This is a genomic window from Blastococcus sp. SYSU DS0619 (genome assembly GCF_054051035.1).
Map to the genome: position 1 here is coordinate 1 of NZ_JBJHAM010000008.1, position 25319 is coordinate 25319.

The window sequence follows — 25319 nt, forward strand, 5'->3', positions numbered from 1 at the left end:
CCCCCCCCCCCCCCCCCCCCCCCCCCCCCCCCCCCCCCCCCCCCCCCCCCCCCCCCCCCCCCCCCCCCCCCCCCCCCCCCCCCCCCCCCCCCCCCCCCCCCCCCCCCCCCCCCCCCCCCCCCAGGACCCGGGACGATCAGGTCACCTGATCGACACGGGCAGGGGTCAGTCCCTCGGCTCCACGATCGAGGCGGCGAGGTAGGGCTCGTCGTCCCACTCCTCGAACGTCTCGTCCGGCAGATCTGCCCCCAGCGCCTCCTCGACCTCCGCCAGGTCGAACTCGTCTGCCGGCTGGGCCGCGACCACCACCTGGTCCCCCGGCGTGAGCGCCGGCTCGGTCTCGGTGAGCACCAGGATCGGCTCGACCTCGGTGCCGTCGGGGCCGCTCATGGTGAACGCCACGGGCGAGACGATGCCGACCACCTCGCCGGTCAGCGTCACCTCCACGTTGGTGTAGGCGTCGAGGTCCTCGCGGAACTCCGCCGTGTAGGCCCCGTCGTAGGGGTCCTCCAGATCGCCGGGGGGACGGACGTCCGGATCCGCGGCGGTGGTGGGCTCCCCGCCGCCGCCTTCCTCCTCGTCGACACCGGTGCAGCCGGCGAGGAGCGCGCCACCCAGCGCGGTCGTCAGGAGCGCCCCGGTCAGGCGAGGGGCGCGGGGGGCGACGTGCGCCCCGGTCCGTGGCCGGCTGGTCGTCATGGCCGTCGATCCTCTCCGTCCCGTGGTGCGGCCACGGTGCCCCGCGGCCGAAGGAGTCCTGCCGCTGCAGGTGCCCCGGAGGCACCGGCTCCCTCCTGCCGGTGGCGCTTCGTCACGAGTTTGCAATGACCGGGCAGCCCGGGCCCATCGGTGGTTGCGGAACGGCGACAGCGGGCCCGGCGCCGCCTCGGCCGCGACCTCCCTCGCGGGGACGCCGACCGGTGCGCCGGAGATGACGAGCGCATGGCGATCACGCCGCCGGAGGCATCTCCGGGTCGGCGGCGGGCATCCGGGACGGCGGCACCCGCCGCCGCTCCCCCACGCCCCGGAGGCACACCGACATGTTGCGCTGGACCCTGCGGATCGCCGCGGCCCTCGTGGGGGTGCTGGTGCTCCTCGTCGTCTACGGGGTGCTGGTCGAGCCGCGGCACGTCCTGGACGAGGAGCGCATGCAGGTGCCGCTGCCCGGCCTCGGCGCCACTGCGGACGGCACCGAGGTGGCGGTCGTCTCCGACCTGCAGATCGGCATCTGGTGGGCCAACACCGACATGGTGGAGCGGGCCGTCGAGCGGATCGTCGCGGCCGACCCGGACGTGGCGCTGCTCGGCGGTGACTACGTCTACAGCCGGGACCCGAGCATCCCCGAGCAGGTGGACGGCGTCCTGGAGCTGCTCGGCCCGCTCGTCGAGTCCGGGATCCCCACCTTCGCCGTCCTCGGCAACCACGACTACAAGGTCGGCGCGGCCGATGAGCTGACCACCGCCTTCGAGGAGGCGGGCATCACGGTGCTGCGCAACGAGGCCGCGCCCGTGCCCGGCACCGGGGCCGGCGCGCAGGCCCTGCACGTCGTCGGCGTCGGGCCGGTCGTCCCCGGGGAGGCCGACGTCGAGGCGGCCCTCGACGGCCTGCCGGCCGACGCCCCCCGGATCGTGCTGTCGCACAACCCGACGGCCTTCCCCGACTTCCCGGCGGGCACCGCCCCGCTGGCCGTGGCCGGGCACACCCACTGCGGGCAGCTGGCGCTGCCGGGCAAGCCGCAGTGGTCCTACCTGGCGCTGACCGCGGAGGAGAAGATCGTCGCCGACGGCTGGGCACCCGAGGGCTACGGCCACGAGGGCAACCGGATGTTCGTGACCTGCGGCGTCGGGTTCAGCCTGGTGCCGATGCGCATCAACGCCCCGCCGCAGGTCGCCTTCTTCGAGCTGCGCCCCGGCGGGTGACCGGTGCGCTCACGCCCGCCAGTCCCACCCGGCGTCCTCGACGAGCTGGCGCAGCCGGGCGCGGCGCGGGGCCGCGGCGTGGACGGCGCGCCGCCACTCGTCCCGGTCGCCGAGCGGTATCCCCGCGTCGGCCAGCCGGTCCAGTCCCGGCTCGGGCGGGGGCTCGGCGTCGTGGAGCGGCGTCCGGCCGTGGGACGCCGTCGCCACGTAGCGGTCGATGACCCGGCGGACCGGCAGCACGGCGGCGGCGGGCGGCCGTCGGTCCGCGGCGACCGCCGTCCCGAGGATGAGCAGCGCGTCGTCGAGCCGGGCGATCGCCACCGGCGCCGACGCGGTGGCCTGCACGCTGCGGAAGTAGTGCAGCACGGGATAGGCCAGGTGCTGCTCGGCCAGCGCGGACAGCTGCGCGGGCAGCTGCATCAGCTGCTGGGTGAGGACGGGGCTGAAGCGGTCCCCGTCCCAGCCGCCGACCACGATGTCCTGGGCACTGTCGCCCAGCCCGTGCAGCTGGGTCGCTGCCGCCCGGCGGGCGACGACCGCGGACATCACGGAGAACAGGTACGTGATGGAGAGGGTCACCAGCGCCAGGCCGCTGAAGCTGGCCAGCGCCGTGACCACCCGCCAGGCGGGGTCGGTGGCGACGAAGTCGCCCACTCCCAGCGTGGACACCGCGTAGCCCGCGAAGTAGACGACGTCGGCGACCGACCCCGGCCGGCCGGTCCGCGCCTCGGCCACCGAGCCGCTGCCGAGGAAGACCAGCGACCACCCGGCCCAGAACAGGACCACCCAGATCGCCACGGTCGCGCCCATGAGGGCAGGGCCCGCGGAACCGAGCAGCCGCGGACGACCCCCGCCCCGCCGGTGGATGCGGAGCAGCAGGCGCCACGCCGCGGCGAGCAGCCGGCGGGTGAGCGGACCGGCGCCCTCGCCGAGGGTGAGGGTGGTCGAGCTGACGTCCCACACCACCAGGGCGACGGCGAGCGAACCGACGAGGACGAGCAGGACGTCGCTCACGGCAGAGGGATCCCCGCGGTGGCACCGCGGGCCCGTCGCCGGGGCCGAACGCTGTCGCTCACGTGCACCTTCGCCTCCTCCTCGGCCCCAGCGACCTCCGCCCGGTCCGTCCGGGACCAGGTAGCCCACCCGACCGGGCCCGACCCCTGGTCACGCAGATGTCACATCGTCCCGATCCGGCCCGGGCTGCCGGGTGGCACCGCGGCGGCGCCCGTCCGGGTGGCCTGGGCTGCAGCCCGCTGCCGGGCTCGGCAGACTGGGGACATGTCGCGGTCGGTGCTGATCATCGAGGACGATCCGCGGATCCGCCGCATGCTGCAGATGACGCTGCAGCGGGAGGGCATCGAGGTCACCGAGGCGGCGAGCGGCGAGGACGGGCTCGAGCGGCTCGCGGCGCGGACGTTCGACGTCATCCTCCTGGACCTCATGCTCCCGGGGAAGGACGGCTTCGAGGTGTGCCGGGAGATCCGGCGCTCCTCCAACACGCCGGTCATCATGGTGACCGCCCGCTCGGACAGCCACGACGTCGTCGCAGGGCTCGAGGCCGGTGCCGACGACTACGTCTCGAAGCCCTTCGTCGTCAAGGAGCTGTCGGCGCGCATCCGGGCGCTCGCCCGGCGGACCCGCGCTCCGGAGCCGCGCACCCGCCTGCAGGTGGGCGACCTGGAGATCGCGCCGGCGGACGGCACGGTCACGCGCGACGGCCAGCTGCTCAGCCTCACCCGGACCGAGTTCCGGCTGCTCTGCGAGCTGGCGGCCGAGCCCGGGCGGGTGCTCAGCCGCGAGGAGCTGCTCGAGCGGGTGTGGGGCTACGACTACTTCGGCGACTCCCGGCTGGTGGACGTCCACGTGCGCCGGCTGCGGAAGAAGATCGAACCGGACCCGGGCAACCCCTCGCTGGTGACCACCGTGCGCGGCATGGGCTACCGAGTACCGGGGTGAGCACCCCGCACGACCACGGCGCCGGCCCGCCGCCCCGGCCGGCCCAGGCCCTCCGCCCGCGGACCCTGCGGGGACGCGCGACCGCGGCGTTCGCCGCGGTCACCTTCCTGCTCTCCGGTGTGCTGGCCCTGGCCGTCTGGGTCGGGGTGTCGCAGTACCTGCTCGTCCAGCGGGAACGGGTCACCCTCGTCCAGGCCTCGGACAACGCCGCACAGGTGCAGCGCGCCCTGGCCAGCGAGGGCCTGGGCGTCCCCCAGGTGCTGGCGCAGCTCCCCCGGGAGATCGGGTCGACGTCGCTGCTCGTCGACGACGGCGCGTGGACGACCACCTCCCTGCTGGTCGGCCGCGACGCCCTCCCCGGGTCGCTGCGGGAGACGGTGATCGCCGGCACGCCCGCACGCCAGCGGATCGAGGTGCAGGGCCAGACGATGATGGCCGTCGGAATCCCCCTGGCCGAGCTGCGGCAGGCCTACGTGGAGGTCTTCCCCCTCGACGAGCTGGACCGCACCTACCGCGTGCTGGCGGCGGTGCTCGCCGCGGCGGTCCTGGGCGCGGTGCCGCTGTCGCTGCTGGTGGGCTGGTACGCGACCCGCCCGACGCTGCGCCCGCTGGACCGCATCTCGAGCGCGGCCGCCGCCGTCGCCGGCGGGGCCCTCGGCACGCGCATCGACCCGCGGGGCGACCCCTCGCTGGTCCCCATCGCGACCTCGTTCAACCAGACCGCCGACGCGCTCGAGGACCGCGTCCGCAGCGACGCCCGCTTCGCCGCCGACGTCAGCCACGAGCTGCGCAGCCCGCTCACCACCATGCTCGGCGCGCTGGACCTGGTCGAGGCCACCGCCGACCCCACCGACCACGACCAGACCGAGGCACTGGCCCTGCTCCGCTCGGAGGTGGTCCGCTTCGAACGCCTGGTCGCCGACCTGCTGGAGATCTCGCGGGCCGACGCGGGGAGCGCCGACCTGGTCGCCGAACCGCTCCGCCTGGCGTCGCTGACCGGCGCCGTGGTCGCCCGGCACCGGCTGGACGGCAGTGCCGCGGAGCTGCTCACCGTCGAGGACGACGCCGTGGACGTGGTCGTCTGCGCGGACAAGCGACGCCTCGAGCGGGTGCTGAGCAACCTGCTGGACAACGCCGACAAGCACGGCGACGGGGTCACCGCCGTCACCGTCTCCCGGCACGGCGACACCGCCGCCGTCTCCGTCGACGACGCCGGCCCGGGCGTCCCCGAGGACGAGCGGGAGCGGATCTTCGAGCGGTTCGCGCGCGGGTCGGGCAGCATCCGCACGCGCACGGACGGCTCGGGTCTGGGGCTGGCGCTGGTCGCCCGGCACGTCCGGGCGATGGACGGGCGGGTCCGGGTGGAGCGGAGCCCGGCCGGGGGCGCCCGCTTCGTCGTCGAGCTGCCGGTGGAGGTGCAGTCGTGAAGGTGCTCACCGCGCTGCTGTGCACGCTCGCCCTCCTCACCGGCTGCGGCGTGGAGCCGCAGGAGAGCCCCGAGGTGCTCACCATCCCCGTGCCGGAGGTCAGCGCAGCCGGGCAACGGACGGAGGCGAACGGCCCGGCGCTCACCGTCTACTTCGTCCGGGGGACCACCCTGGCCGCGGTCGAGCGGGCCACACCGCTCGCCGATGCACCGTCCGCGCTGGACCGGCTGGTCCAGGGACCCACGCGGGTGGAGGTCATCGGCGGGCTGCGCACGGCACTCGCGCCGCAGTCGCTGCTGGTGGACGAGGGCGTGCCCGGAGGCATCACCTCGGTGTCGGTCACCCGCGAGTTCACCGGCATCACCGGCGGCAACCAGCTGCTCGCCGTCGCCCAGGTCGTCTGGACCCTGACCGACCTCCCCGGCACCACGCAGGTGCGGTTCCTCGCCGACGGGGTGCCCGTGGAGGTCCCGACCGACAGCGGGCTCACCGAGCAGCCGGTCAGCCGCGACCACTTCCGGTCGGTCGCACCGGCTGTGGACGACGCACCCCCCACCGAGGAGACCGAGTGATCCGCAGCGCGCCCGATTCCGCCGCAGCGCCCGGGAGCCCCCAGGTTCCCGACGGCGCGGAGGGGTCGAGCACCATGCTCGTCGTGCAGCAGACGGCGCTCCCGCTCGCCGCCCCCCGGGCTGCTTCGGCGGTGACCGGGTGACGCGGATCAACCCGGTCGGCCGGCTGTGGCGGCTGGCCCGCGGTGCCCTGTGGCCGATCCCGCTGATGGCGGTGACCCTTGCCGTGGTCGTCGGCGTCCTGCTGCCGGTGCTCGACGAGGCGCTGAGCACCGCCGACGAGGGTTCTCCGCTGGCGTTCGTGTTCGGCGGCGGACCGGCCGCGGCGCGGGACCTGCTGGCCGCCATCGCCGGCTCGCTGATCTCCGTCACCGGCGTGACGTTCTCGCTGACCGTGGTCGCCCTGCAGCTGGGCAGCAGCCAGTACTCCCCCCGGCTGCTGCAGACGTTCGTCACCGACCCGGTGGTCCAGGGCACCCTCGCGCAGCTGACCGGGACGTTCGTCTACGCCCTCACCGTGCTCCGCACGGTGCGGACCGCGGAGGCGACGCTGGACGGTGCGTCGTTCGTGCCGCGCCTGTCGATCACCCTGGCGTTCGTGTTCGCGCTCGGCAGCGTCGCGGCGCTGGTGGTCTTCCTCGGCCACCTGGCCCGCATGCTGCGGGTGGAGACGATGCTCCGGAACGTCCACGACGAGGCCGTGGCCACCATCGCGCGCACCGACCAGGACCCGGACGACACCCCGCCGGACCTCCCCGGCGGACCGGGGACGCCGGTCGAGGCGCGCGCCAGCGGGTTCGTCGTGGCGGTCGACGAGCGACGGCTGGTCGCCGCCGCGCGGGACCGCGACCTGGTGCTGGTGCTGCGACCGCGGATGGGGGACTCGGTGGTGGCGGGCACCCCGCTGGCCCACGTCTGGCCCCGCGGCGGCGGACCGGTGCGGGATCCCGACGAGCTCGCCGGCGAGGTGACCGACGCGGTCTCCCTGTCCTACGAGCGGACCCCGGAGGAGGACGCCGCCTACAGCGTGCGCAAGATCGTCGACATCGCCGGGCGGGCCCTCTCCCCCGGGATCAACGACCCGACGACGGCCGTGCACGCGCTGTCGCACCTCTCCGCGCTGCTGGGCGACCTGCTGCCCCGCCACTCACCGTCGCTGGTCTGCCGGGACGGCGACGGCGTGGCACGCCTCGTGGTGCACCGCTGGACGGCCCAGGAGCTGCTGCGACTGGGGCTGGAGGAGACGCTCGAGTACTCCTCCGGGCAGCCGGCGGTGCTGCGGCGGATGGCGGGCCTGCTGCGCGAGGTGGCCTGGCGGGTGCGCGGCCACGGGCTGGACCGGGAGGTCACCATCCTCGTCGATCGCGCCGCGCGGCTGGCCGTGGAGAGCACCTCGATCGACGAGCGGGAGGCCACCCTGTGGCGCACGGGCGTCGAGGACGCGCTCGCCGGCCGGTGGTCGGTCGTGCCGGAGCCCGGCCGCCGCCCGGCGACCCCGGACGCGCGGGCGCACTGAGCGCCGGGCCGCCGGATCCCCTCCGGCGACATGGGCCCGTGACGCCGACGGGCGGTCAGGCCTTCGTGGAGACGTCGTCGGCCCCCGCGATGCCCTCGAGGGCCGAGCCGCTGCCGTACTTCTTCGCCGGGATGACGCTCAGCGATCCGTCGCTCTCCAGCACGACCGCAGCCACGTCGGCCAGGTCGCCGGCGCCCGAGGAGCGGATCGCCTGGCGGATCTCGTCGATGCCGACCCGGACCTCACGCATGCGGTCGTGCACCGGCTCGCCGTTGCGCAGGACCAGCGTGGGTCGGGAGGTGATCACCGCCCGCAACCCCGGCCAGTGGACCGTGGCCCACGAGACCACCGCCTGCAGCAGGGCCAGCAGGCCGAGTGCGATGGCGCCCTCGGTCCAGGCGACGTCGGTGCTCAGCAGGATGGTGGCCAGCGTCGAACCGAGCGCCACGGTGACCACCAGGTCGAATGCGTTGAGCTTGGTCAGCGTCCGCTTGCCGGACATCCGCAGCACGAACACCACGGTGACGTAGGCCGCCGACCCCACCAGCAGCACCCGGATGACATCGGACCACGAGTCGAACCACATGCCGCCCCCCTACCCGTCCGACCCCGGGGACGAAGCGGATCGGTCCCGATTGCCGTCGTGTGCCTCGTCAGCACCCTCGTCACGGCCCTTCGGGCCGGCGACCGTGCGGTAGACCACGCGCCCCGGCGTCGCCGTCAGGCCGTGCACCACGGTGCTGACCGCGACCACCAGCGTGCCGGCCACCAGGACGACCGGGTCGATGGCCAGCCGCTCGGACTCCAGCGTCAGGTAGAACAACGCCGAGACCCCGATCGGACCGAACCAGCCCAGGTAGACGGCGTCGGGCCGGGCCAGGTGCAGGGGGCGGCGGAGCAGGTAGACGACCGGCGGGCGGCGCAGCAGCAGCACGAGGACGGCGAAGAGCAGGCCGCCCCAGCCCAGCTCGCGCCACTCCGACCACGGCAGGATCGCGCCCAGCGCCAGGAACAGCGGGAGGACGACGAACCGGTTCACCGCCTCGTCGATGCGCACGTCCGCGGTCCGCTCGCGCCCGGTGCTGACCGCGTTGAAGGCCACGCCGCAGACGAAGACCGCCAGGATCCCGTCGACGTGGACCAGCCCGCCGACGCCCAGGACGGCGAAGGCGAGCACGATGGTGAACACCAGCTCGGGTCCCGGGTCGGTCGCGCCGTGATCGGCGCCGGCGCGCAGCGCCCGGCCACCGAGCCAGCCCAGCAGCGCGCCGATCAGGACGGCCCCGGTGACCTGCCAGAGCGACTCCAGCAACGCCTCCCCCATCGTCAGCGGGCCGGCCAGGGCCAGGGCCACGATGACCAGCGGCAGCGCCAGGCCGTCGTTGGCGCCCGACTCGAGGGAGAGCACCTGCCGGTCGCGGCCGGGCAGGTCCTGCTCGGCGGGCTTGCCGGTGGTGACGGTGGAGGCCAGCACCGGGTCGGTCGGGGCCAGCGCGGCGCCGATCAGTGCCGCCACCCCCAGGCCGACGCCGAGGCTCAGTGCGGCCAGCCCCGCGGTCACGACGGCCATGGCCGGCATGACCACGGCGAGGAGGAGCAGCACCGGGCGCCAGCGCGCGCGAGCGGTGCGGAACGGGTAGCGCAGCGCGACGGACATCACCGACACGGCGAGCAGCAACCGAGCGGCCGTGTGCAGCCACGTGTGGTCCTCGAGCAGGTCGGGCAGCGGCAGCACGCCGAGCACCGCGGGGCCGAGCACGACGCCGAGGGCGAGGGCGATGAGCGGCTCGCTGACCGGCAGCCGGCGGAACCGGTCCGACCACGCCGCGGCGGCGAGCGCGAGGGCGCCCGCCGCCGTCAGCAGCACATCGACGGTCATCGCGCCCCGCCGGGGACGTGCGGCACGGCGCTCAGCCCAGGCTGGCGATGAGGTCCCGGCAGGCCGCCTCGCAGCGGCGGCAGGCCTCGGCGCAGACGCGGCAGTGCTCGTGCATCTCGGCGTGGCTGGCGCACTCGTCGCCGCAGGACTTGCACGCGGCGGCGCAGGCCTCGAGGACCGCGCGGGTGAGGTTGGCGTCGTAGCCGGTGTGCCGCGAGAGCACCCGGCCGGTCATGTCGCAGATGTCGGCGCAGTCGGTGTTGGTGCGGATGCACTTCGTCAGCTCGGCGACCATGTCCTCACTGAGACAGGCGTCGGCGCACGCGGTGCAGGCCTGGGCGCACTCGAAGCAGGCCTCGATGCACTCGAGCAGCTTCTGCTTGTCGACCCCGCCGAGGTCCTTGGGGTAGGTGTCGAGCATCTGGGCGGCGACGGTCACGTCGGCCTCCTTCACGGTGTCGGCCCGGTGCGCGGTCGCGTCCGGGGGCTCTCGCCACCGGCCGCCCTACCCCACCCACCCGGCCCGGCACACGATCGACCATGACGATCTTGTGACGGTGACGGTGACGGTGACGGCGCCGGCACGGGTCAGCCCCGCTCGGCCGGCTCGGCGGCGTCGGCCGCCGCCGAGGTGCCCGACGAGGTGTCCGGCGTCTCGCGCAGGAACAGGTACCAGTAGGAGGTCGCCACGAAGACCACCGCACCGACCAGGTTGCCGGCCCCGGCGAGCAGCCAGTTCAGCAGCACGTCCCCCCAGCCGATGTCCTCGACGCCGGCGAAGATCGCGGCCGGCAGGAAGAACATGTTGGCCACGACGTGGTCGAAGCCCATCGCGACGAACGCCATGATCGGGAAGAAGATCGCCAGGATCTTGCCCGACACCGTCGTCGCCGCCAGCGACATCCACACCGCCAGGCAGACCAGCCAGTTGCAGCCCACCGCGCGCAGGAACGTCTGCCACGGCGTCTCCCCCAGTGCCTTGCCCTCGGCGATGCCGGCCAGCCGCTCGTGGGTCAGCCCGGCGGCACCGGACGCGTCCGCGTCGCCGATCACGCCGGTCTGCACCGCCAGGAAGTAGGCCACCAGCAGCGCGCCGAGCAGGTTGCCCAGGAGCACCAGCGTCAGGTTCCGGACGACGTCACTGACGCCGAGCTTCCCGTTCATGGCGCCGAGCGGGACCAGCATCATGTTGCCGGTGGCGAGATCGGAGCCCGCGATCAGCACGAGGACCAGGCCGAGCGTGAACGCCGCGCCCATGAACAGCGTGGGCAACGTCCCCCAGGTCGCCGGGTCCAGGCCCGAGGAGACGGTGATCGCCACCAGCCCACCGAAGGCGATGTACGCGCCGGCGAGGAACGCACTCACCAGGACCCGGTCCCACGTGCGGCGCACCTTCTTGGCGCCGGTAGCAGCCGCTACCTGGGCCATCTCCTGCGGTTCACGAGCCGCCATGGTCGTCTCCTCGGGGTGGTGCCGGCCGGCCCCCGCAGCCTCCCGCCGGGCCGACCCGACGGCAAACCGAGCGGTACCGCCGACACGGGCGGGCCCGGGCACCGGCCGGTGGGCCGGCGCGTGCCGCCACCACCCGGTCGGGGTGGCGCGGTCGTTACAGCCACTGCACCGGACCTCGCCGCCGCGCGGAACCGCTGTGCCGACCAGGCTCCGGACAGCTCGGTGCAGTCACTGCACCGAACGCGCCGGGAGCAGCCTGGTCAGCGGGAGCGCTCCTCGCCCACCCGGTCCTCCTCGGGCGCGGCCAGCCAGCGGCGGACCTCCGCGCCGTGCTCGTCGAGGTCCGGCGGGGGCAGCCGGTAGGCCGGCGGGGACGCGGAGAAGGTGATCGGGTTGCGCACCGAGGGGACGGCGTGGTCACCCTCGCCCACCCGGACGACCGGGTCCAGGCCGATCTCCTGGGCGAACGCCACGCCCTGGTCGATGGTGTTGATCGGCCCGCACGGGACGCCGGCGGCGATGATGTCGCGGAACCACTCCTGCGTGCCGCGGGTGCTCAGCCGCCCGACGAGCAGCGGGCGCAGCTCGTCTCGGTTGGCGGTGCGGTCCTCGTTGCGGCTGAACCGCGGGTCGTCGGCCAGCTCGGGGACGCCGAGGACCTCGACCAGCCGGCGGAACTGGCCGTTGTTCCCGGCCGCGATGACCAGGTCCCCGTCGGCGCAGGGCAGCGGCTCGTAGGGGAACAGGCTCGGGTGGCTGTTCCCCATCCGGAACGGCACGACGTCGCCGGCGACGTACGCGCTGGCCTGGTTCACCAGCCCGGACAGCGCCGAGGACAGCAGGTTCACCTCGACGTGCTGCCCCCGCCCCGTGGCGTGCCGGTGGTTGATCGCCGCCAGCACCCCGATGGTGGCGTGCAGCCCGGCCATGACGTCGAAGAGCGCCACCCCGCCCCGGTAGGGCGCGCCGTCGGTGTCGCCGGTCAGGCTCATGAAGCCCGAGACGGCCTGCACGATCAGGTCGTACCCGGGCAGCGGCGCGCCCTTCGGCCCGGTGCCGAAACCGGTGATCGAGGCGTAGACGACGCCGGGGTTCGTCGCGGCCACCGTGTCGTAGTCCAGACCGAACCGCGCCAGGCCGCCGGGCTTGAAGTTCTCCACCACCACGTCGGCGCGGCGGGCCAGCTCGCGCGCGGCGCCGGCGTCGGCGTCGTCCTTCAGGTCCAGGGCCACCGAGCGCTTGTTGCGGTTGACCCCCAGGTAGTACGTCGACACGCCGTCGCGCACGGGCGGCTGCCAGGTGCGGGTGTCGTCACCGGAGGGCCCCTCCACCTTGACCACCTCGGCGCCGAGGTCGGCGAGCAGCATGGTGGCGTACGGACCGGCCAGGATCCGGGAGAAATCGGCCACCAGCAGCCCGGCCAGGGGGCCCGGGGCGGCCGCCCCGGGGGCACCGGCGCTCGCCGGGTGCGTCGCGTCAGCGCTCATCGGGGTCCACGGCTCCTTCACGAGGGGCGTCCGCTCGGCACTGTCCGCCGTCGTCGCCGGGCCGACGATGTCACAGGCCGGCCGGCCGGGTGGTCCGGGCGGTGTGCGTACGGGGCTTGTCCGGGTGGTGGACGCGCGCCGCAGGCGCACATCGCATCCCCGGGCCAGGCGCCGGGTGGCCCGGGCCGTGTGCCAGGGTGCCTGTCGTGACCGCCGTCCTCAGCATCCAGTCGCACGTCACCTACGGGCACGTCGGCAACTCGTCGGCGGTGTTCCCGCTGCAGCGCCTCGGGATCGAGGTGTGGCCGGTGCACACCGTGCAGTTCTCCAACCACACCGGCTACGGCGAGTGGACCGGCCGGGTGTACGACGGCCAGTCGATCGACGAGCTGGTGCAGGGCGTCGCCGACCGCGGCGTCCTGGGCTCGTGCGACGCCGTGCTCTCGGGTTACCTCGGGTCCGCCGACATCGGGCACGCCGTCGTGGGCGCGGTCGCCCGCGTGCGCGCGGCCAACCCGGCGGCGGTCTACTGCTGCGACCCGGTGATCGGGGACGTGGGCCGCGGGGTGTTCGTGCGGCCGGGCATCGAGGAGTTCATGCGCGACGTCGCGGTGCCGGCCGCCGACGTCGTGACGCCCAACCACTACGAGCTCGACCTGCTCTCCGGCGTGGCCACCCGGTCGCTGCCCTCGGTGAAGGACGCCGCCGCCGCGGTGCAGGCCCTGGGACCGCGGGTCGTGCTCACCACCTCGCTGGTGGCCGAGGACACCCCCGACGACGCGGTCGACCTGCTGGCGTCGGAGGGCGGGCGGCACTTCCGGGTGCGCACCCCGCGGCTGGGCGTGTCGGTCAACGGCGCCGGCGACGCGATCGCCGCGCTGTTCCTCGCCCACTGGCTGGACACCCGCTCGGCGGCCGAGGCGCTGGGCCGGGCCGCCTCGTCGGTGTTCGGGCTCCTCCAGCGCACCGAGGACGCCCGCTCCCGGGAGATCCTGATGGTCGCCGCGCAGGAGGAGTTCGTGACGCCGAGCCGCACCTTCGAGGTCGCCGAGGTCTGACCTCGCTCAGCGGTCGGCGAGGGTGGCCGCGATCCGGGTGATCGTCGGCTCCTCCACCGGCAGGTGGTGCAGCACGGTCGTCACCTCGTCCGGTTCCAGGCCGGCGTCCCCGAGCGCGGCGAGGAGCAGGTCGGCGTCCGACGGCGGGACCGGCACCGTGCAGCCGGACTCCTCGAGGGCCGCGCGGGCGAGGAAGAGCGCTCCGGCGAGGCTGTCGTCCGGAGCCGGGGCGGGAGCGGGCGCGGCAGCCCGCGTCGCCGCCTCCGCGGCGCGGACCAGCGACAGCGGCAGTCCCTCGGCCTCCACCTCGATCAGCGGGGCGTCACGCAGCGCGGCGAGGACGAGGTGCTCGGCGTCGATGCGCAGCGGCGCCTCCCAGCCGCCGGCGCGCACCACGTCGGCCACGTCAGCGGGATCCTCGCCCAGGTCGTGGGCGAGCTCGGCCCAGTCCGCCCTGCGGGTGGTGCGGGCCCGCTCGCCGGCCATCCGGCAGGTCTCGGCCACGAACGGCACCAGCACCTCGTCGTCGAACCGCTCGGCCTCGAGCCGGCCGTCCGGGCCGATCATGTTCAGCGCGTCCTGGAAGCTGCCGGGGCGGGCGTCCTCGAGGTCGACCCGGCCGTCCTCCTCGCCGCCCAGCGGCTGGCCGTTCGCGGCCCGCTCCCCCACGGTCAGCCCGCTGGGCGCGACCCGGCCGGACCGCCGCCGGTAGTGCGGGCGGTCCGAGAGCCCGACGGCCCACGCGCAGCTCTCGGCGATCAGCACGGCGCCGCGCTCGCGCAGCACCTCGCGGGTCAGCAGGCCCATCCAGTCGACGTCGAACACGCCCCCCACTGTCCCAGCGCGGCGCCCGGAGGGTCAGGCGGCCGGCTCGGAGAGCGGTAGCAGCACCTGGAAGCGGGTGTCCCCGGGCGACGACGCCACCCGCAGGTCCCCGCCGTGCCGTTTGACCACCACCCGCCACGACACGTCGAGACCCAGACCGGTTCCCTGCCCCACGGGCTTGGTCGTGAAGAACGGCTCGAACACCCGCGACCGCAGCTCGGCCGGGATGCCGGGCCCGGTGTCGGCGATCTCGACGAGCGCCGTGTCGCCGTCGCGCGCCGTCCGGATCGTGAGCGTGCCCGCCCCCGCCATGGCGTCAAGGGCGTTGACGATCAGGTTGGTCCACACCTGGTTGAGCTCGCCGGCGTAGGCGGGCACCTCCGGCAGCCCGCGGTCGTAGTCCTTGACCACGGTGACGCCGGGCCCGATCTTGCCGCCCAGCATCACCAGGGTGGCGTCCAGGCCGGCGTGCAGGTCGGTGGGCTGGTGGGGGGTGCGGTCCATCTGCGAGTACTGCTTGGCGGCGTTCACCAGCCTCGAGATGCGGCTGGTGCTGTCGGCGATCTCCAGGAGCAGCGTCTCGGTCTCGACCGTGTAGGCCAGCCACCGCAGCGCCGGCTCCAAAAAGGACGGCGCGACGGCGTCGGTGACGCGGTCGAGGTCCGCCGGCCCGAGCCCGGCCGCCACGAAGACCCCGGCCAGTTCCCACGGCTGGGTCACCTCGTGCTCGTCGAGCCACTCGCCCAGGCCGTCCTCGAGATCCGAGCGCTCCAGCGTGGACCGCTCGCGGGCACTGCCGATGCGGGCGACGAACTCCTCCTGGAGGCCGGTCAGCGCCCGGAGCACCTCGCCGTCGAGCGTGCCCTCGGACAGCAGCGCGAGCTTGTGGCGCATCCCGGCGAACCGGTCGCGCAGGGCGTCGGTCGCGCGGGCCGCCGCGGCCGCGGGGTTGTTGAGCTCGTGGGTGAGCCCCGCGGTCAGCTTGCCCAGGGCCAGCAGCCGCTCCCGCTGCCCCACCAGCTCGGCGGAGTTCCGCTGCCCCACGAACATCCCCTCGAGGAGGTGCACCGCCATCGGGTACCACTGGCGGAACACCTCGGCGAACGGTCCGGCCGGCAGCGCCAGGAACCGGCAGTCGGTCACCGCCCGGACCGTCGCCGGGTACCGCTGCTCGAGCCGGTCACCGACGTAGAACTGCACCGCGCCCGAGTACACGCCGGGGTGCGACGTCCGGACCATCTCCACCTCGCTGCCGCCCACCAGGCGCACCATCGTCATCGTCCCGTCGAGCAGGACGAAGAAGCACTCGGCGGGCTCGCCCTCGACCGACACCTCGGTGCCGGCCGGGCAGTCGACGACGTCGCCGTTGCCGGCCACCCAGGCCAGCTGCTCGTCGTCGAGCTCCTCGAAGAGGAAGAGCCCTCGCAGCTCGCCGGCCGACAGCCGGCGCTCCCGCGCGGTCACCGCTCCCCCAGGTAGCGGTGCACGAGGGTGACCGCCATCGCGCCCTCCCCGACCGCCGAGGCGACCCGCTTCACCGACTCCGCCCGCACGTCCCCCGCCACGAAGACCCCCGGCACGCTGGACTCCAGGAACCAGGGGTCGCGGTCGAGCCCCCACCCGTGCGGACGTCGGCCGTCGGCGAGCAACCCGGGTCCGGTGGGGATGAACCCCCGCCGGTCCCGGACGACCACACCGTCAAGCCAGTTCGTGCGGGGCTCACCGCCGATGAAGACGAAGAGGTGGCCGGCGTCGTAGGTCCGCAGCTCGCCGGTCCGCGCGTCCTGCAGGGTCACCTGCTCGAGGTGGTCGTCGCCGTGCGCCTCGGCGACGGTCGTGCAGGTGTGCACGTGGACGTTCTCGATCGCGGCGAGCTGCTCGATCAGGTAGTGCGACATCGACGCCTCCAGCGCCGGCCCGCGGACGAGCAGGTGCACCGAGCTCGCGTACCGCGCGAAGAACACGGCCGCCTGGCCGGCCGAGTTCGCGCCGCCGACGATGAACACCTTCGTGCCTGCGCACGCCGCCGCCTCGGTCATGGCAGAGCCGTAGTAGACACCCCGGCCGGTGAGGCCGTCGGCGCCCGGCACGCCGAGACTCCGGTAGGAGACGCCGGTGGCCAGGACGACGGCGTGGGCTGCGATGGCGCTTCCGTCGTCGAACCGCACGACCCGCTTGCACCCGTGGGCCTCCAGCGCGACGCAGTCGCGGGTCAGCAGCAGCTCGGCGCCGAACTTGCGCGCCTGGCGCCGGGCCCGGTCGGCGAGCTGGCCGCCCGAGACGCCGTTGGGGAACCCGAGGTAGTTCTCGATCCGGCTGCTCTGCCCGGCCTGCCCGCCGGTCGCCTCACGCTCCACGAGCACCGTCCGCAGCCCCTCGGACGCGCCGTAGACGGCGGCGCCGAGACCGGCCGGCCCGCCGCCCACCACGATCAGGTCGTAGAAGTCGGCCTCGGGCTCCACGCCCAGCCCCACGACAGCGGCGAGCTCGGTCTCGGTCGGCGCCTTCAGCACGACGCCGTCCGGAGTGACGATCACCGGGACGTCGTCCGCGCCGGCCCCGGCGGCCTCGAGCAGGCGCTGCCCCTCCGGCTCGTCCGCGCTGTACCAGCGGTAGGGCACGGCGTTGCGGGCGAGCAGGTCCCGCGCGCGGAACGACGGCGCCGACCACCGGTGGCCGACGAGCCTGACGTCGTCCACGGCCGCGTCGGGGCTGTCCCGCCAGGCCTGGATCATCTGGTCGACGACCGGGTAGAGCTTCTCCTCGGGCGGGTCCCAGGGCTTGAGCAGGTAGGAGTCGACGTCGACGAGGTTGATCGCCTGGATGGCGGCGTCGGTGTCGGCGTAGGCGGTCAGCAGCGCCCGCCGGGCCCGGGGGAACAGGTCCATGGCCTGCTCGAGGAAGTGGATGCCGTTCATCTCCGGCATCCGGTAGTCGGCCAGGAGCACCGCCACGCTGTCCCCCCGGAGCTTCAGCTCCCGCAACGCCTCCAGCGCCTCCTGCCCCGACGACGCCCGCAGCACGCGGAACTCCTCGCCGTACTGCCGCCGGAGATCGCGCGCGACGGCCCGGGAGACCCCGGGGTCGTCGTCGACGCTGAGGAGGACCGGCTTGCCCATCGCGACTCCCATCGGCGGCCGCGCCCCGCCCGCGCCGGGGACGGGCCACGCGCGCACGGCGCCGCGGCCCGTTGTCCTCGTGCTCCCGTGCTGCCGGTCAGGACGCTAGTCGGCCGCGGCCCGGCGGCCCAGACCCGTCCCGGAACTCGTGGCGAAACTGGACGGCTTCCGTAGCGTTGCCCACGTCCCCTCACGTCCGTCCGCCCAGGAGGCCGGCCATGACAGCAGCTCCCATCGACCCCGCGGTGCCGCCGAGCGGGACCGGCTGCGTCCAGTGCGAGGACGACGGGGGCTGGTGGTTCCACCTCCGCCGCTGCGCGCAGTGCGGCCACATCGGGTGCTGCGACTCCTCGCCGAGCCGGCACGCCCGCGCGCACGCGGCGTCGGCCGGCCACCCGGTCATCCGCAGCTTCGAACCGGGTGAGGAGTGGTTCTGGGACTTCGAGCAGGACCGGCCGGTGGCCGGTACCCCGCTGACCCCGCCGCAGCACCACCCCCTCGACCAGCCCGCTCCCGGACCGCGCGGTCGGGTACCGGCCGACTGGACCGCCCGCCTGCACTGAGCGCGCGGGCCGGGGGTGGCGCCGCACGGGCTCACTCCGCGGCGGCGCCTGCGGTGCTGCCCTTGGCCTGGGCGCTGCTGGGGCCGCCGACCCACACGGTCTTGGCGTTCATGAACTCGCGCATGCCCACCTCGGTCAGCTCCCGGCCGTAGCCGCTCTGCTTGATCCCGCCGAAGGGCAGCTCCGGGTAGCTGGCGGTCATCCCGTTGATGAACGCCATGCCCGAGGCGATGTCGCGGACGAACTGCGCCCGCTCACCCTCGTCCTCGGTCCACAGGTTCGAGCCCAGCCCGTACACGTGGGAGTTGGCGATCTCGATCGCCTCGTCCAGGGAGTCGACGACGTACAGCGCCGCGACCGGGCCGAACACCTCCTCGGAGTGCACCTTCATCTCCGGCGTGATGCCGGAGAGCAGCGTCGGGGCGTAGAACCAGCCCGGCCGGTCCAGCCGCTGCCCCCCGACCACCACCGTGGCCCCCTTGGCGCGGGCGTCGGCGACGTAGTCCTCCACGTCCTGGACCCCGGACTCGGTGGCCAGCGGGCCGATCTGGGTGTCGGCGTCCATCGGGTCCCCGACGGTGAGCGCGCCGATCTTCTCGGCGAACAGCCGGGTGAACTCCTCGGCCACGTCGCGGTGCACGAAGAACCGCTTGGCCGCGATGCAGCTCTGCCCGTTGTTCTGGTTCCGCGCCGTGGTCGCCACCTCCGCGGCGGTGTCCAGGTGCGCCGAGGGCATCACGATGAACGGATCGGACCCGCCCAGCTCCAGCACCGTCTTCTTCAGCGCGTCCCCGGCGATCGCGGCCACCGACTGCCCCGCCGGCCCGCTACCGGTCAGCGTCGCGGCCATCACCCGGTCATCGCGCAGCACCTGCTCGACCGTGCCCGAACCGATCAGCAGCGTCTGGAAGACGTCGGCGGGGAAACCGGCCCGGCGGAACAGCTCCTCCATGTACAGCGCCGTCTGCGGCACGTTGCTGGCGTGCTTGAGCAGACCCACGTTGCCGGCCATCAACGCCGGGGCGGCGAACCGCATCGCCTGCCACAGCGGGAAGTTCCACGGCATGATCGCCAGCACCACACCCAGCGGCTGGTGCACCACGAAGGCCTGCTGCGCCCCCACCGCCGCGGCGTCCTTGGCCTCCGGCTCCAGCAACGCCGGGCCGTGCTCGGCGTACCAGCGCAGCGCCTTCGCGCACTTGCCCACCTCCGCCTTCGCCGACGCCAGCGTCTTGCCCATCTCGGTGGTCATGAGCTCCGCCACCGAGTCGGCATCGGCGTCCAGCACGTCCGCGGCCGCGCGCAGCCAGCCCGCCCGCTCCGCCGGCGAGGTCAGCCGGTACCGGCCGAAAGCGGCAGCCGCCCGGGACAGCTTGTCCTCCAGCGCCTCCTCGGTCAGCGGCTCGTAGGTCTTCAGCGTCTCCCCGGTGGCCGGGTTGATCGTGGCGATCGCCATGGTGTGCTCCCTCCTGGTGCGCCGTCACCTGCCCGGACGGGGGCCGCCGAAACGGGGCGGGCGGCCGGAACGGTGGGCGCAGCGCACCTCCGGTGCGACCGATCCGCGGGACTGGCCTACCGTGGAGCTCCAGTCCGGGTGCGGAGGCAACAGGGCAGGGGTTAATCGGTGGACTGGACGGCAGCAGGCGGGGCGGGACATCCCGCCGCCGAGAGCTTTCCGCACGACGCCCTCCTGTTCGGCGGGCCCGACCAGCTGGTCGCCACGGGGGCGCCGTTCCTGCGGGCGGCGCTGGACGCCGGCGAGGCCGCCGTGGTGATGGCCGGTCCGGCGAGCACGGCGGCCCTGCGCGAGGCGCTGGACGACGATCCCCGGCTGCACCTGCTGGACCGCGACGAGCTCCACCGGATGCGCACCCCCGCGGCGATCACCTCCTTCCGTCGGCTGGCCGAGCGGCAGACCGCAGCAGGCGCGCGCCGGGTCCGTGTCCTCGGCGAGATCGACTTCGGGCGCACCCCGCGGGATTGGCTCGAGTGGGGGCGCTACGAGTCGGTCATCAACGAGGCCCTCTGCGGCTGGGACCTCTGGGGGCTCTGCGTCTTCGACACCCGCCGGCTCCCCGAACCGGTGCTGGACACCGCCGTCCGCACGCACCGCCACTTCGCGACGCCGGCCGGGCGGACGCCGAACCCCGGGTACACCGACCCCGCCGAGTACCTCCGGGCGCTCCCGGTGCCCGACGAGCCGCTCGAGCGCACTCCCCCGGCGTTCGCGGCGGCCGACGTCGCCGACTTCATCGGCCTGCGGCACGCGGTCGCCGCGGAGCTGGCCGTGGTCCCGGCCTCCGCCGACGTGGTCGAGGACTTCCTCCTCGCCGTCGACGAGATGACCTCCAACGCCGTCCGGCACGGGCGGCCGCCGGTGACCCTCCGGCTGTGGACCGCGCCCGACCGCATGGTGTGCACGATCAGCGACGGCGGCCCCGGCTGGGACGACCCGTTCGCCGGTTACGGGCCCGCACACGGCGAGGACCTGTCCCGCGGGGGCATGGGGCTGTGGCTGGCCCGCCAGCTCTGCGACCACGTCGACATCGCCGGTGGCGAGCACCACCCGGGCGACGGCGGCGTCCGCGTTCGCCTCACCACCGTCCTGCGCTGAGTCGCACCGCAACTTCCGGCCAGTGGTCGACCAGGCCTAGCGGTGCGTCCCCGGACCGCGATACTGGGCCCGGCAACCGGCGAGCGATGGGAGCACTGCGGTGGAGCGGACACGCACGGACCACGGGCGGAGCACCGTCCCCGTCGAACCGGGCTCCCGGTGAACAAGGTCGTCGCCTCCCCCGCGGAGGCCGTGGCCGACATCGAGGCCGGGTCGGTACTCGCCGTGGGCGGGTTCGGCCTGTGCGGGGTCCCCCTCGAGCTGATCGACGCGCTGCTGGCGCAGGGCGCCGACGGGCTGACCACGATCTCCAACAACTGCGGGGTCGACGACCAGGCGCTGGGCGTGCTGCTCTACGCCGGGCGGATCCGGCGCACGATCTCCTCCTTCGTCGGCGGCAACAAGGAATTGGCCCGGCTGTACCTCTCCGGGGAGTTGGAGGTCGAGCTGACCCCGCAGGGCACGCTCGCCGAGCGGCTGCGCGCCGGGGGCACCGGCATCCCCGCCTTCTACACCCCGACCGGCGTGGGCACGATGGTCGCCGACGGCGGCATCCCCATCCGCTACGACGCCCGCGGCGAGGTGGTCGAGGTGTCCCGGCCCAAGGAGGTGCGGGAGTTCGACGGCCGCCAGTACGTGCTGGAGACGGCGCTGACCGCCGACTTCGGCCTGGTCCGCGCCGCGGTCGGTGACCGGCACGGCAACCTGGTGTTCCACGAGTCGGCGCGGAACTTCAACCCGCTGGCGGGGATGGCCGCCCGCGTCACCGTCGCGGAGGTGGAGGAGCTGGTCGAGCCGGGCGAGATCAGGCCCGAGGACGTGCACCTGCCCGGGGTGTTCGTCGACCGCGTCGTCGTCGTGGGCAGCGACCGCAAGCCGATCGAGAAGCGCACCACCCGCCCCCGCCCCGCGGCGGGCACCGCCGACACCGCCGCGCCGGCCGCCGCCGGTGAGGAAGCGACCGGAGGAGCAGCCTGATGGCCCTGTCCCGCGAGCAGCTCGCCGCCCGCGTCGCCCTGGAGCTGGAGGACGGCGCCTACGTCAACCTCGGCATCGGGATGCCCACGCTGGTCCCCAACTACGTCCCCGACGGCGTGCACGTCGTCCTGCACTCGGAGAACGGCGTCCTCGGCGTCGGGCCCTACCCCTACCAGGGCGAGGAGGACCCGGACCTGATCAACGCCGGCAAGGAGACCGTCACCGTCCTGCCCGGGGCCAGCTTCTTCGACTCCGCCCTGTCCTTCGGCATGATCCGCGGCCAGCACCTCGACGTCGCCGTCCTCGGCGCCATGCAGGTCAACCCCCGCGGCGACCTGGCCAACTGGCTGATCCCGGGCAAGATGGTCAACGGCATGGGCGGCGCCATGGACCTCGTCCACGGCGCCAAGCGGGTGATCATCATGATGGAGCACACGGCCCGCGACGGATCGGCCAAGATCGTCGCCGAGTGCACCCTGCCGCTGACCGGCAAGGCCTGCGTCGACCGCATCGTCACCGATCTCGCCGTCATCGACGTCACCGACGCCGGTCTCGTCCTCCGGGAGACCGCGCCCGGGGTGAGCGCCGACGAGGTGGTCGAGAAGACCGGTGCACCGCTGACCGTGGCCGACGACCTCCGCGAGATGCCCCTGCCCGCGGAGGTCTGACGGGGCCCCCGCCCGCCTGTTCCGCGGCAGTCCGTCTCTGCCCAGCCGGGCTGGGCAGAGACCGACTGACCGCAGACCTACCTGTCCGGTCGGCTCAGCGCAGGCGGCGGGTGTTGTCCGGCAGCCGCTGGGTGACGCCCTGGCCGTCCAGCCACTCCATCAGCGGGACGGCGACCCGGCGGCTGGTGCCCCACGCCTGGCGCGCCTGGCTGAGGGTGAACGGCTGCGGGAGGTCCGCCAGCCGCGCCCGGGCGGTCCCGGCGATCCCGGGCGCCAGGTAGACCCCCTCACCGACGCGCACCAGCTGCCCGCTGCGGACGGCGGCGGCCAGCTCCCGCACGCCGAGCCCGGCGGTCACCAGCTCCGGTGCCTCCGGCGCGGCGAACGGGTCGCCCGCCAGCCGGGCGCGGATCCCGTCGACCGCCCGCTGCACCTCCGGCGGGAGTTCAGCGGCGCCGTCGACCACCCGGCCGGCCCGCAGCACCAGCGGCGCCCGGACGAGCGCGGGCACCAGCTCGGCATCGGGCAGGTCGAGGGCCCGGCGCACCACCTCCGCCGGCGGGCCGGGCTCCAGCGGGCGCAGCCGGCGGTAGCGGCCGACGACGTCGGGCACCCGGGCCGCGAGCTCGTCGGCCAGGCCGGCGGCGAGCAGCCACGGTCCGTGCCGGGTGGCGCCGGCGGGCACCGGCCAGCCCATGGCGGCGAAGTCCTCCGCACGCACGATGCGGCGACGCGTCAGGTCCGCGGCGGCTCCGGCCGTGCCGTCCGGCTGGGCGGACAGCTCGGCGGCCCGCTGCCGGGCGGCGCCGCGGCGGCGCAGCTCCGGAGGGTCGACGTCCCGCACGTCGGCGCCGAGCACCCGGCGGGCGCCCGGATCACGCAGCAGCAGCCGGTCCCCGATGCGCAGCGGCAGAGGGCGGTCCAGCCGCAGCCGCACCGCCGCGCCGTCCAGGGGTCGGAGCCGGGCACCGACCGTGGCCGAGCCGACGTGCACGACCGGCTCGGCGGGCAGCCGCTCGCCGGGCTCGGCCGTCAGGCTGACGTCGACGACGTCGGTGGAGCGGAACGCCCCCGGGGTCAGCAGCGCGTCGCCACGGGAGAGCTCCTCCACCGCGACCCCGCGCAGGTTCAGCGCCACGCGGGCGGTGGCGTCGGCGCGCTCGACGGGCTCACCGAGGGACTGGACGCCGCGCACGGTCACCTCCCGGCCGCCGAGCAGGAACCGGTCGCCGGGTGCCGCCGAACCACCGGCGAGGGTGCCGGTCACCACGGTCCCGGCGCCCTTGATGGTGAAGGCGCGGTCGATCCAGAGCCGGACCGGCGCGGTGCGGTCCGGCTGCGGCAGCCCCGCGAGCAGTTGCTCCAGCGCGCCGGTCAGCTCGGCCATCCCGGCGCCGGTCAGCGCGCTGACCGCGACCGCGGGCACCGCGCCCATCGACGTCCCGGCCAGCCGGTCGGTGACGTCGGCGAGCACCGGCGCCGGATCGGCGAGGTCGGCCTTGGTGACGGCGAGCAGCGCGTGCCGCACGCCGAGGGCGTCCAGGACGGCGACGTGCTCGGCGGTCTGCGCCGACCAGCCGTCGTCGGCCGCCACGACCACGAGGGCGGCGGGCACCGAGCCGACACCGGCGAGCATGTTCCCCACGAACCGCTCGTGCCCCGGAACGTCGACCACCGCCAGCCGGCGGCCCGAGGGCAGCGCCGTCCAGGCGAAGCCGAGGTCGATGGTCAGCCCGCGGCGGCGCTCCTCCGCCCAGCGGTCGGGCTCCATGCCGGTGAGCGCCCGGACCAGGGCCGACTTGCCGTGGTCCACGTGGCCGGCGGTGGCGATCACGTCCACCGGCGGGCCACCTCCAGCACCGCGGCGGCGAGGTCGTCGTCGGCGGCCGGCGGCACGCTGCGCAGGTTGAGCAGGGCCCGGCCGTCCTCGACGTAGCCGACCACCGGGGTGGCGCCCAGGCGCAGCGGCTCGGCGAACGCCTCCGGCAGGGAGACGGCCGCACCGGGCAGCGGGTGCTCCGGCGCACCGCCCCCGCCGACGCGCGAGCCGGCGTCGACCGCGGCCGCAGGGACCCCCGCGGCCGACAGCCGGGCGGCGAGGGCCCGCGCGCGCTCCCGGAGCCCGTCGGCCCCGGCGGCGAGCATCTCCTGCACCGGCGGCAGCGGGCCGCGCAGCGTCGCCTCCAGGGCCGCCAGCGTCGTCTTGTCCACGCGGAGCGCGCGGTAGAGCGGGTGCCGCCGCAGCGTCTGCACGACCTCCGCCCGGCCGAGGACCAGCCCGGCCTGCGGCCCGCCCAGCAGCTTGTCGCCGCTGGCGAGCGCCAGGTCCGCGCCGGCGGCGAGCGTCGTCTGCAGGGCGGGCTCGTCGGGCAGCAGCGGGTGGGGCCGCAACAGGCCCGACCCGACGTCGGCGACCAGCGGGACACCGGTGCCCGCCAGCGCGGCAGCCAGCTCCCCCACCTCCACGGCGCGGGTGAAGCCGCGGACGACGAAGTTCGACGGGTGCACCTTGAGCACGGCGCCGGTGCCGGGGCCGAGCGCACCGAGGTAGTCGGCGAGCGTCACGCGGTTGGTGGTCCCGACCTCGTGCAGCCGGGCGCCGGTGGTCTGCAGCAGCTCGGGGATCCGGAAGCCGTCGCCGATCTCCACCAGCTCGCCGCGGGCCAGCACCAGCTCACGCCCCTGGCCGAGGGCGGTGGCGACGAGGGCGAGGGCGGCCGCGCAGTTGTTGACCACGATCGCGGCCTCGGCGGCGGGCACGGCGTCGAGCAAGGCGGCGATCGCCGCCTCCCCCCGCGGGCCGCGCCGGCCGGTCGCCAGGTCCAACTCGACGTCGGTGGTGCCGCTTGCCGCGACGACCGCGGCGACGGCGGCCGGCGACAGCGGGGCCCGGCCGAGGTTGGTGTGCACGACGACGCCGGTCGCGTTGAGCACCGGGCGCAGGCTGGACGCCGTCGCGGGCAGCCCGGCCAGGACGGCGTCGACGGCGTCGCCGGGCGCGACCTCCCCGGCGCGGACCCGCTGCTGGACCTGCTGCACGGCGCCCTTCACCAAGCCCCGGCCCAGCCGCTCGCCGGCCGCGGCCAGCCGTGGATCGGCGAGCAGGGTGTCGGTGCGCGGCACCTGCCGGCGGGGGTCGGCGCGCTGCGGGTCCTGGCTCATCGCCCCGCAGCGTATGTGCGGGAAGTTGGCGGAGGCGGACGGGAATCGAACCCGCCTGACCGAGATGCTCGGCCACGTCGGCTTTAGAGGCCGCGGGGGCCACCAGACACCCTGACGCCTCCGC

General features: G+C 74.9%; 23 protein-coding genes and 1 tRNA gene. 10 read left to right on the forward strand and 14 right to left on the reverse strand.

All coding sequences use genetic code 11. The features are described 5' to 3' along the window. Positions 1-165: 165 nt before the first annotated feature. Positions 166-699 (reverse strand): hypothetical protein, encoded by a 534-nt coding sequence (locus ACI79T_RS11405; protein ID WP_456610181.1) that lies wholly within the window; start codon positions 697-699, stop codon positions 166-168. A gap of 341 nt (positions 700-1040) precedes the next feature. Between ACI79T_RS11405 and ACI79T_RS11410 the strand changes: the two genes are divergently transcribed. Continuing rightward, the gene (locus tag ACI79T_RS11410) at positions 1041-1919 is read left to right on the forward strand and encodes a metallophosphoesterase (RefSeq protein ID WP_456610182.1); all 879 of its coding nucleotides are present in this window, start codon (positions 1041-1043) and stop codon (positions 1917-1919) included. Positions 1920-1928: 9 nt separating this feature from the next. Here ACI79T_RS11410 and ACI79T_RS11415 read toward each other — a convergent pair whose 3' ends face one another. Beyond that, positions 1929-2933, reverse strand: a complete 1005-nt coding sequence (locus tag ACI79T_RS11415; protein ID WP_456610183.1) for a potassium channel family protein — start codon at positions 2931-2933, stop codon at positions 1929-1931. A gap of 264 nt (positions 2934-3197) precedes the next feature. Between ACI79T_RS11415 and ACI79T_RS11420 the strand changes: the two genes are divergently transcribed. From ACI79T_RS11420 to ACI79T_RS11435, 4 genes are all read left to right on the forward strand, one after another. Next, on the forward strand, positions 3198-3875 hold the full coding sequence (locus tag ACI79T_RS11420) for a response regulator (protein WP_456610184.1): 678 nt from the start codon (positions 3198-3200) through the stop codon (positions 3873-3875). Further along, positions 3872-5302, forward strand: a complete 1431-nt coding sequence (locus ACI79T_RS11425) for a sensor histidine kinase (RefSeq protein WP_456610185.1) — start codon at positions 3872-3874, stop codon at positions 5300-5302. Before ACI79T_RS11420 ends, ACI79T_RS11425 begins: the two co-directional genes overlap by 4 nt. Further along, entirely contained in the window at positions 5299-5874 is a 576-nt protein-coding gene (locus tag ACI79T_RS11430; protein WP_456610186.1) for a GerMN domain-containing protein, read from the forward strand. The genes ACI79T_RS11425 and ACI79T_RS11430 overlap by 4 nt, the downstream gene beginning before the upstream one ends. A 139-nt stretch (positions 5875-6013) precedes the next feature. After that, positions 6014-7390 (forward strand): DUF2254 domain-containing protein, encoded by a 1377-nt coding sequence (locus tag ACI79T_RS11435; RefSeq protein ID WP_456610187.1) that lies wholly within the window; start codon positions 6014-6016, stop codon positions 7388-7390. A 55-nt stretch (positions 7391-7445) separates the two neighbouring features. Here the strand turns inward: ACI79T_RS11435 and ACI79T_RS11440 are convergent, their stop codons facing one another. The 5 genes from ACI79T_RS11440 to ACI79T_RS11460 all read right to left on the reverse strand — a co-directional run bounded on the left by ACI79T_RS11440 (position 7446) and on the right by ACI79T_RS11460 (position 12208). After that, the gene (locus ACI79T_RS11440) at positions 7446-7976 is read right to left on the reverse strand and encodes a DUF421 domain-containing protein (RefSeq protein ID WP_456610188.1); all 531 of its coding nucleotides are present in this window, start codon (positions 7974-7976) and stop codon (positions 7446-7448) included. A 9-nt stretch (positions 7977-7985) separates the two neighbouring features. Then, positions 7986-9269, reverse strand: coding sequence for a cation:proton antiporter (locus ACI79T_RS11445; protein ID WP_456610189.1), 1284 nt, complete (start codon positions 9267-9269; stop codon positions 7986-7988). A 31-nt stretch (positions 9270-9300) separates the two neighbouring features. Further along, positions 9301-9708 (reverse strand): four-helix bundle copper-binding protein, encoded by a 408-nt coding sequence (locus ACI79T_RS11450; protein ID WP_456610190.1) that lies wholly within the window; start codon positions 9706-9708, stop codon positions 9301-9303. Positions 9709-9857: 149 nt separating this feature from the next. Beyond that, positions 9858-10721 carry a formate/nitrite transporter family protein gene (locus ACI79T_RS11455; RefSeq protein WP_456610191.1) on the reverse strand — a complete coding sequence of 288 codons (864 nt, stop codon included), beginning with the start codon at positions 10719-10721 and terminating at the stop codon, positions 9858-9860. Between the two features lie 260 nt (positions 10722-10981). Continuing rightward, positions 10982-12208: a CaiB/BaiF CoA transferase family protein gene (locus ACI79T_RS11460; protein ID WP_456610192.1), complete on the reverse strand. Its 1227-nt coding sequence runs from the start codon at positions 12206-12208 to the stop codon at positions 10982-10984. A 206-nt stretch (positions 12209-12414) separates the two neighbouring features. On the opposite strand from ACI79T_RS11460, the gene pdxY reads away from it, so the two are divergent. After that, complete coding sequence (gene pdxY / locus ACI79T_RS11465) at positions 12415-13266, forward strand: pyridoxal kinase PdxY (protein ID WP_456610193.1); 852 nt, start codon at positions 12415-12417, stop codon at positions 13264-13266. A gap of 6 nt (positions 13267-13272) precedes the next feature. Here pdxY and ACI79T_RS11470 read toward each other — a convergent pair whose 3' ends face one another. Genes ACI79T_RS11470 through ACI79T_RS11480 form a run of 3 tightly spaced genes read right to left on the reverse strand, consistent with a single transcriptional unit; the run spans position 13273 to position 17210 of the window. Continuing rightward, positions 13273-14091 (reverse strand): hypothetical protein, encoded by an 819-nt coding sequence (locus ACI79T_RS11470; RefSeq protein ID WP_456610194.1) that lies wholly within the window; start codon positions 14089-14091, stop codon positions 13273-13275. Between the two features lie 33 nt (positions 14092-14124). Beyond that, positions 14125-15555 carry an ATP-binding protein gene (locus ACI79T_RS11475; RefSeq protein ID WP_456610195.1) on the reverse strand — a complete coding sequence of 477 codons (1431 nt, stop codon included), beginning with the start codon at positions 15553-15555 and terminating at the stop codon, positions 14125-14127. Continuing rightward, entirely contained in the window at positions 15552-17210 is a 1659-nt protein-coding gene (locus tag ACI79T_RS11480; RefSeq protein WP_456610196.1) for an FAD-dependent oxidoreductase, read from the reverse strand. Before ACI79T_RS11480 ends, ACI79T_RS11475 begins: the two co-directional genes overlap by 4 nt. Before the next feature lie 218 nt (positions 17211-17428). On the opposite strand from ACI79T_RS11480, the gene ACI79T_RS11485 reads away from it, so the two are divergent. Continuing rightward, positions 17429-17773 carry a UBP-type zinc finger domain-containing protein gene (locus tag ACI79T_RS11485; protein ID WP_456610197.1) on the forward strand — a complete coding sequence of 115 codons (345 nt, stop codon included), beginning with the start codon at positions 17429-17431 and terminating at the stop codon, positions 17771-17773. A gap of 31 nt (positions 17774-17804) precedes the next feature. On the opposite strand, the gene ACI79T_RS11490 is transcribed toward ACI79T_RS11485, so the two are convergent. Beyond that, a complete protein-coding gene (locus tag ACI79T_RS11490) occupies positions 17805-19229 on the reverse strand; it encodes an NADP-dependent succinic semialdehyde dehydrogenase (protein ID WP_456610198.1) in 1425 nt (474 codons plus the stop codon). 168 nt (positions 19230-19397) lie between these two features. On the opposite strand from ACI79T_RS11490, the gene ACI79T_RS11495 reads away from it, so the two are divergent. The 3 genes from ACI79T_RS11495 to ACI79T_RS11505 all read left to right on the forward strand — a co-directional run bounded on the left by ACI79T_RS11495 (position 19398) and on the right by ACI79T_RS11505 (position 22033). Continuing rightward, a complete protein-coding gene (locus ACI79T_RS11495; protein WP_456610199.1) occupies positions 19398-20387 on the forward strand; it encodes an anti-sigma factor RsbA family regulatory protein in 990 nt (329 codons plus the stop codon). 159 nt (positions 20388-20546) lie between these two features. Next, positions 20547-21365 carry a CoA transferase subunit A gene (locus ACI79T_RS11500; protein ID WP_456610200.1) on the forward strand — a complete coding sequence of 273 codons (819 nt, stop codon included), beginning with the start codon at positions 20547-20549 and terminating at the stop codon, positions 21363-21365. Beyond that, positions 21365-22033, forward strand: coding sequence for a CoA transferase subunit B (locus ACI79T_RS11505; protein WP_456610201.1), 669 nt, complete (start codon positions 21365-21367; stop codon positions 22031-22033). The genes ACI79T_RS11500 and ACI79T_RS11505 overlap by 1 nt, the downstream gene beginning before the upstream one ends. Before the next feature lie 94 nt (positions 22034-22127). Here the strand turns inward: ACI79T_RS11505 and selB are convergent, their stop codons facing one another. The 3 genes from selB to ACI79T_RS11520 all read right to left on the reverse strand — a co-directional run bounded on the left by selB (position 22128) and on the right by ACI79T_RS11520 (position 25317). Continuing rightward, positions 22128-23873 carry a selenocysteine-specific translation elongation factor gene (gene selB, locus ACI79T_RS11510; RefSeq protein ID WP_456610202.1) on the reverse strand — a complete coding sequence of 582 codons (1746 nt, stop codon included), beginning with the start codon at positions 23871-23873 and terminating at the stop codon, positions 22128-22130. Beyond that, complete coding sequence (gene selA, locus ACI79T_RS11515; protein ID WP_456610203.1) at positions 23864-25195, reverse strand: L-seryl-tRNA(Sec) selenium transferase; 1332 nt, start codon at positions 25193-25195, stop codon at positions 23864-23866. The genes selB and selA overlap by 10 nt, the downstream gene beginning before the upstream one ends. A 26-nt stretch (positions 25196-25221) precedes the next feature. Continuing rightward, positions 25222-25317: transfer RNA gene (locus tag ACI79T_RS11520), tRNA-OTHER, on the reverse strand. Positions 25318-25319 lie beyond the last annotated feature (2 nt).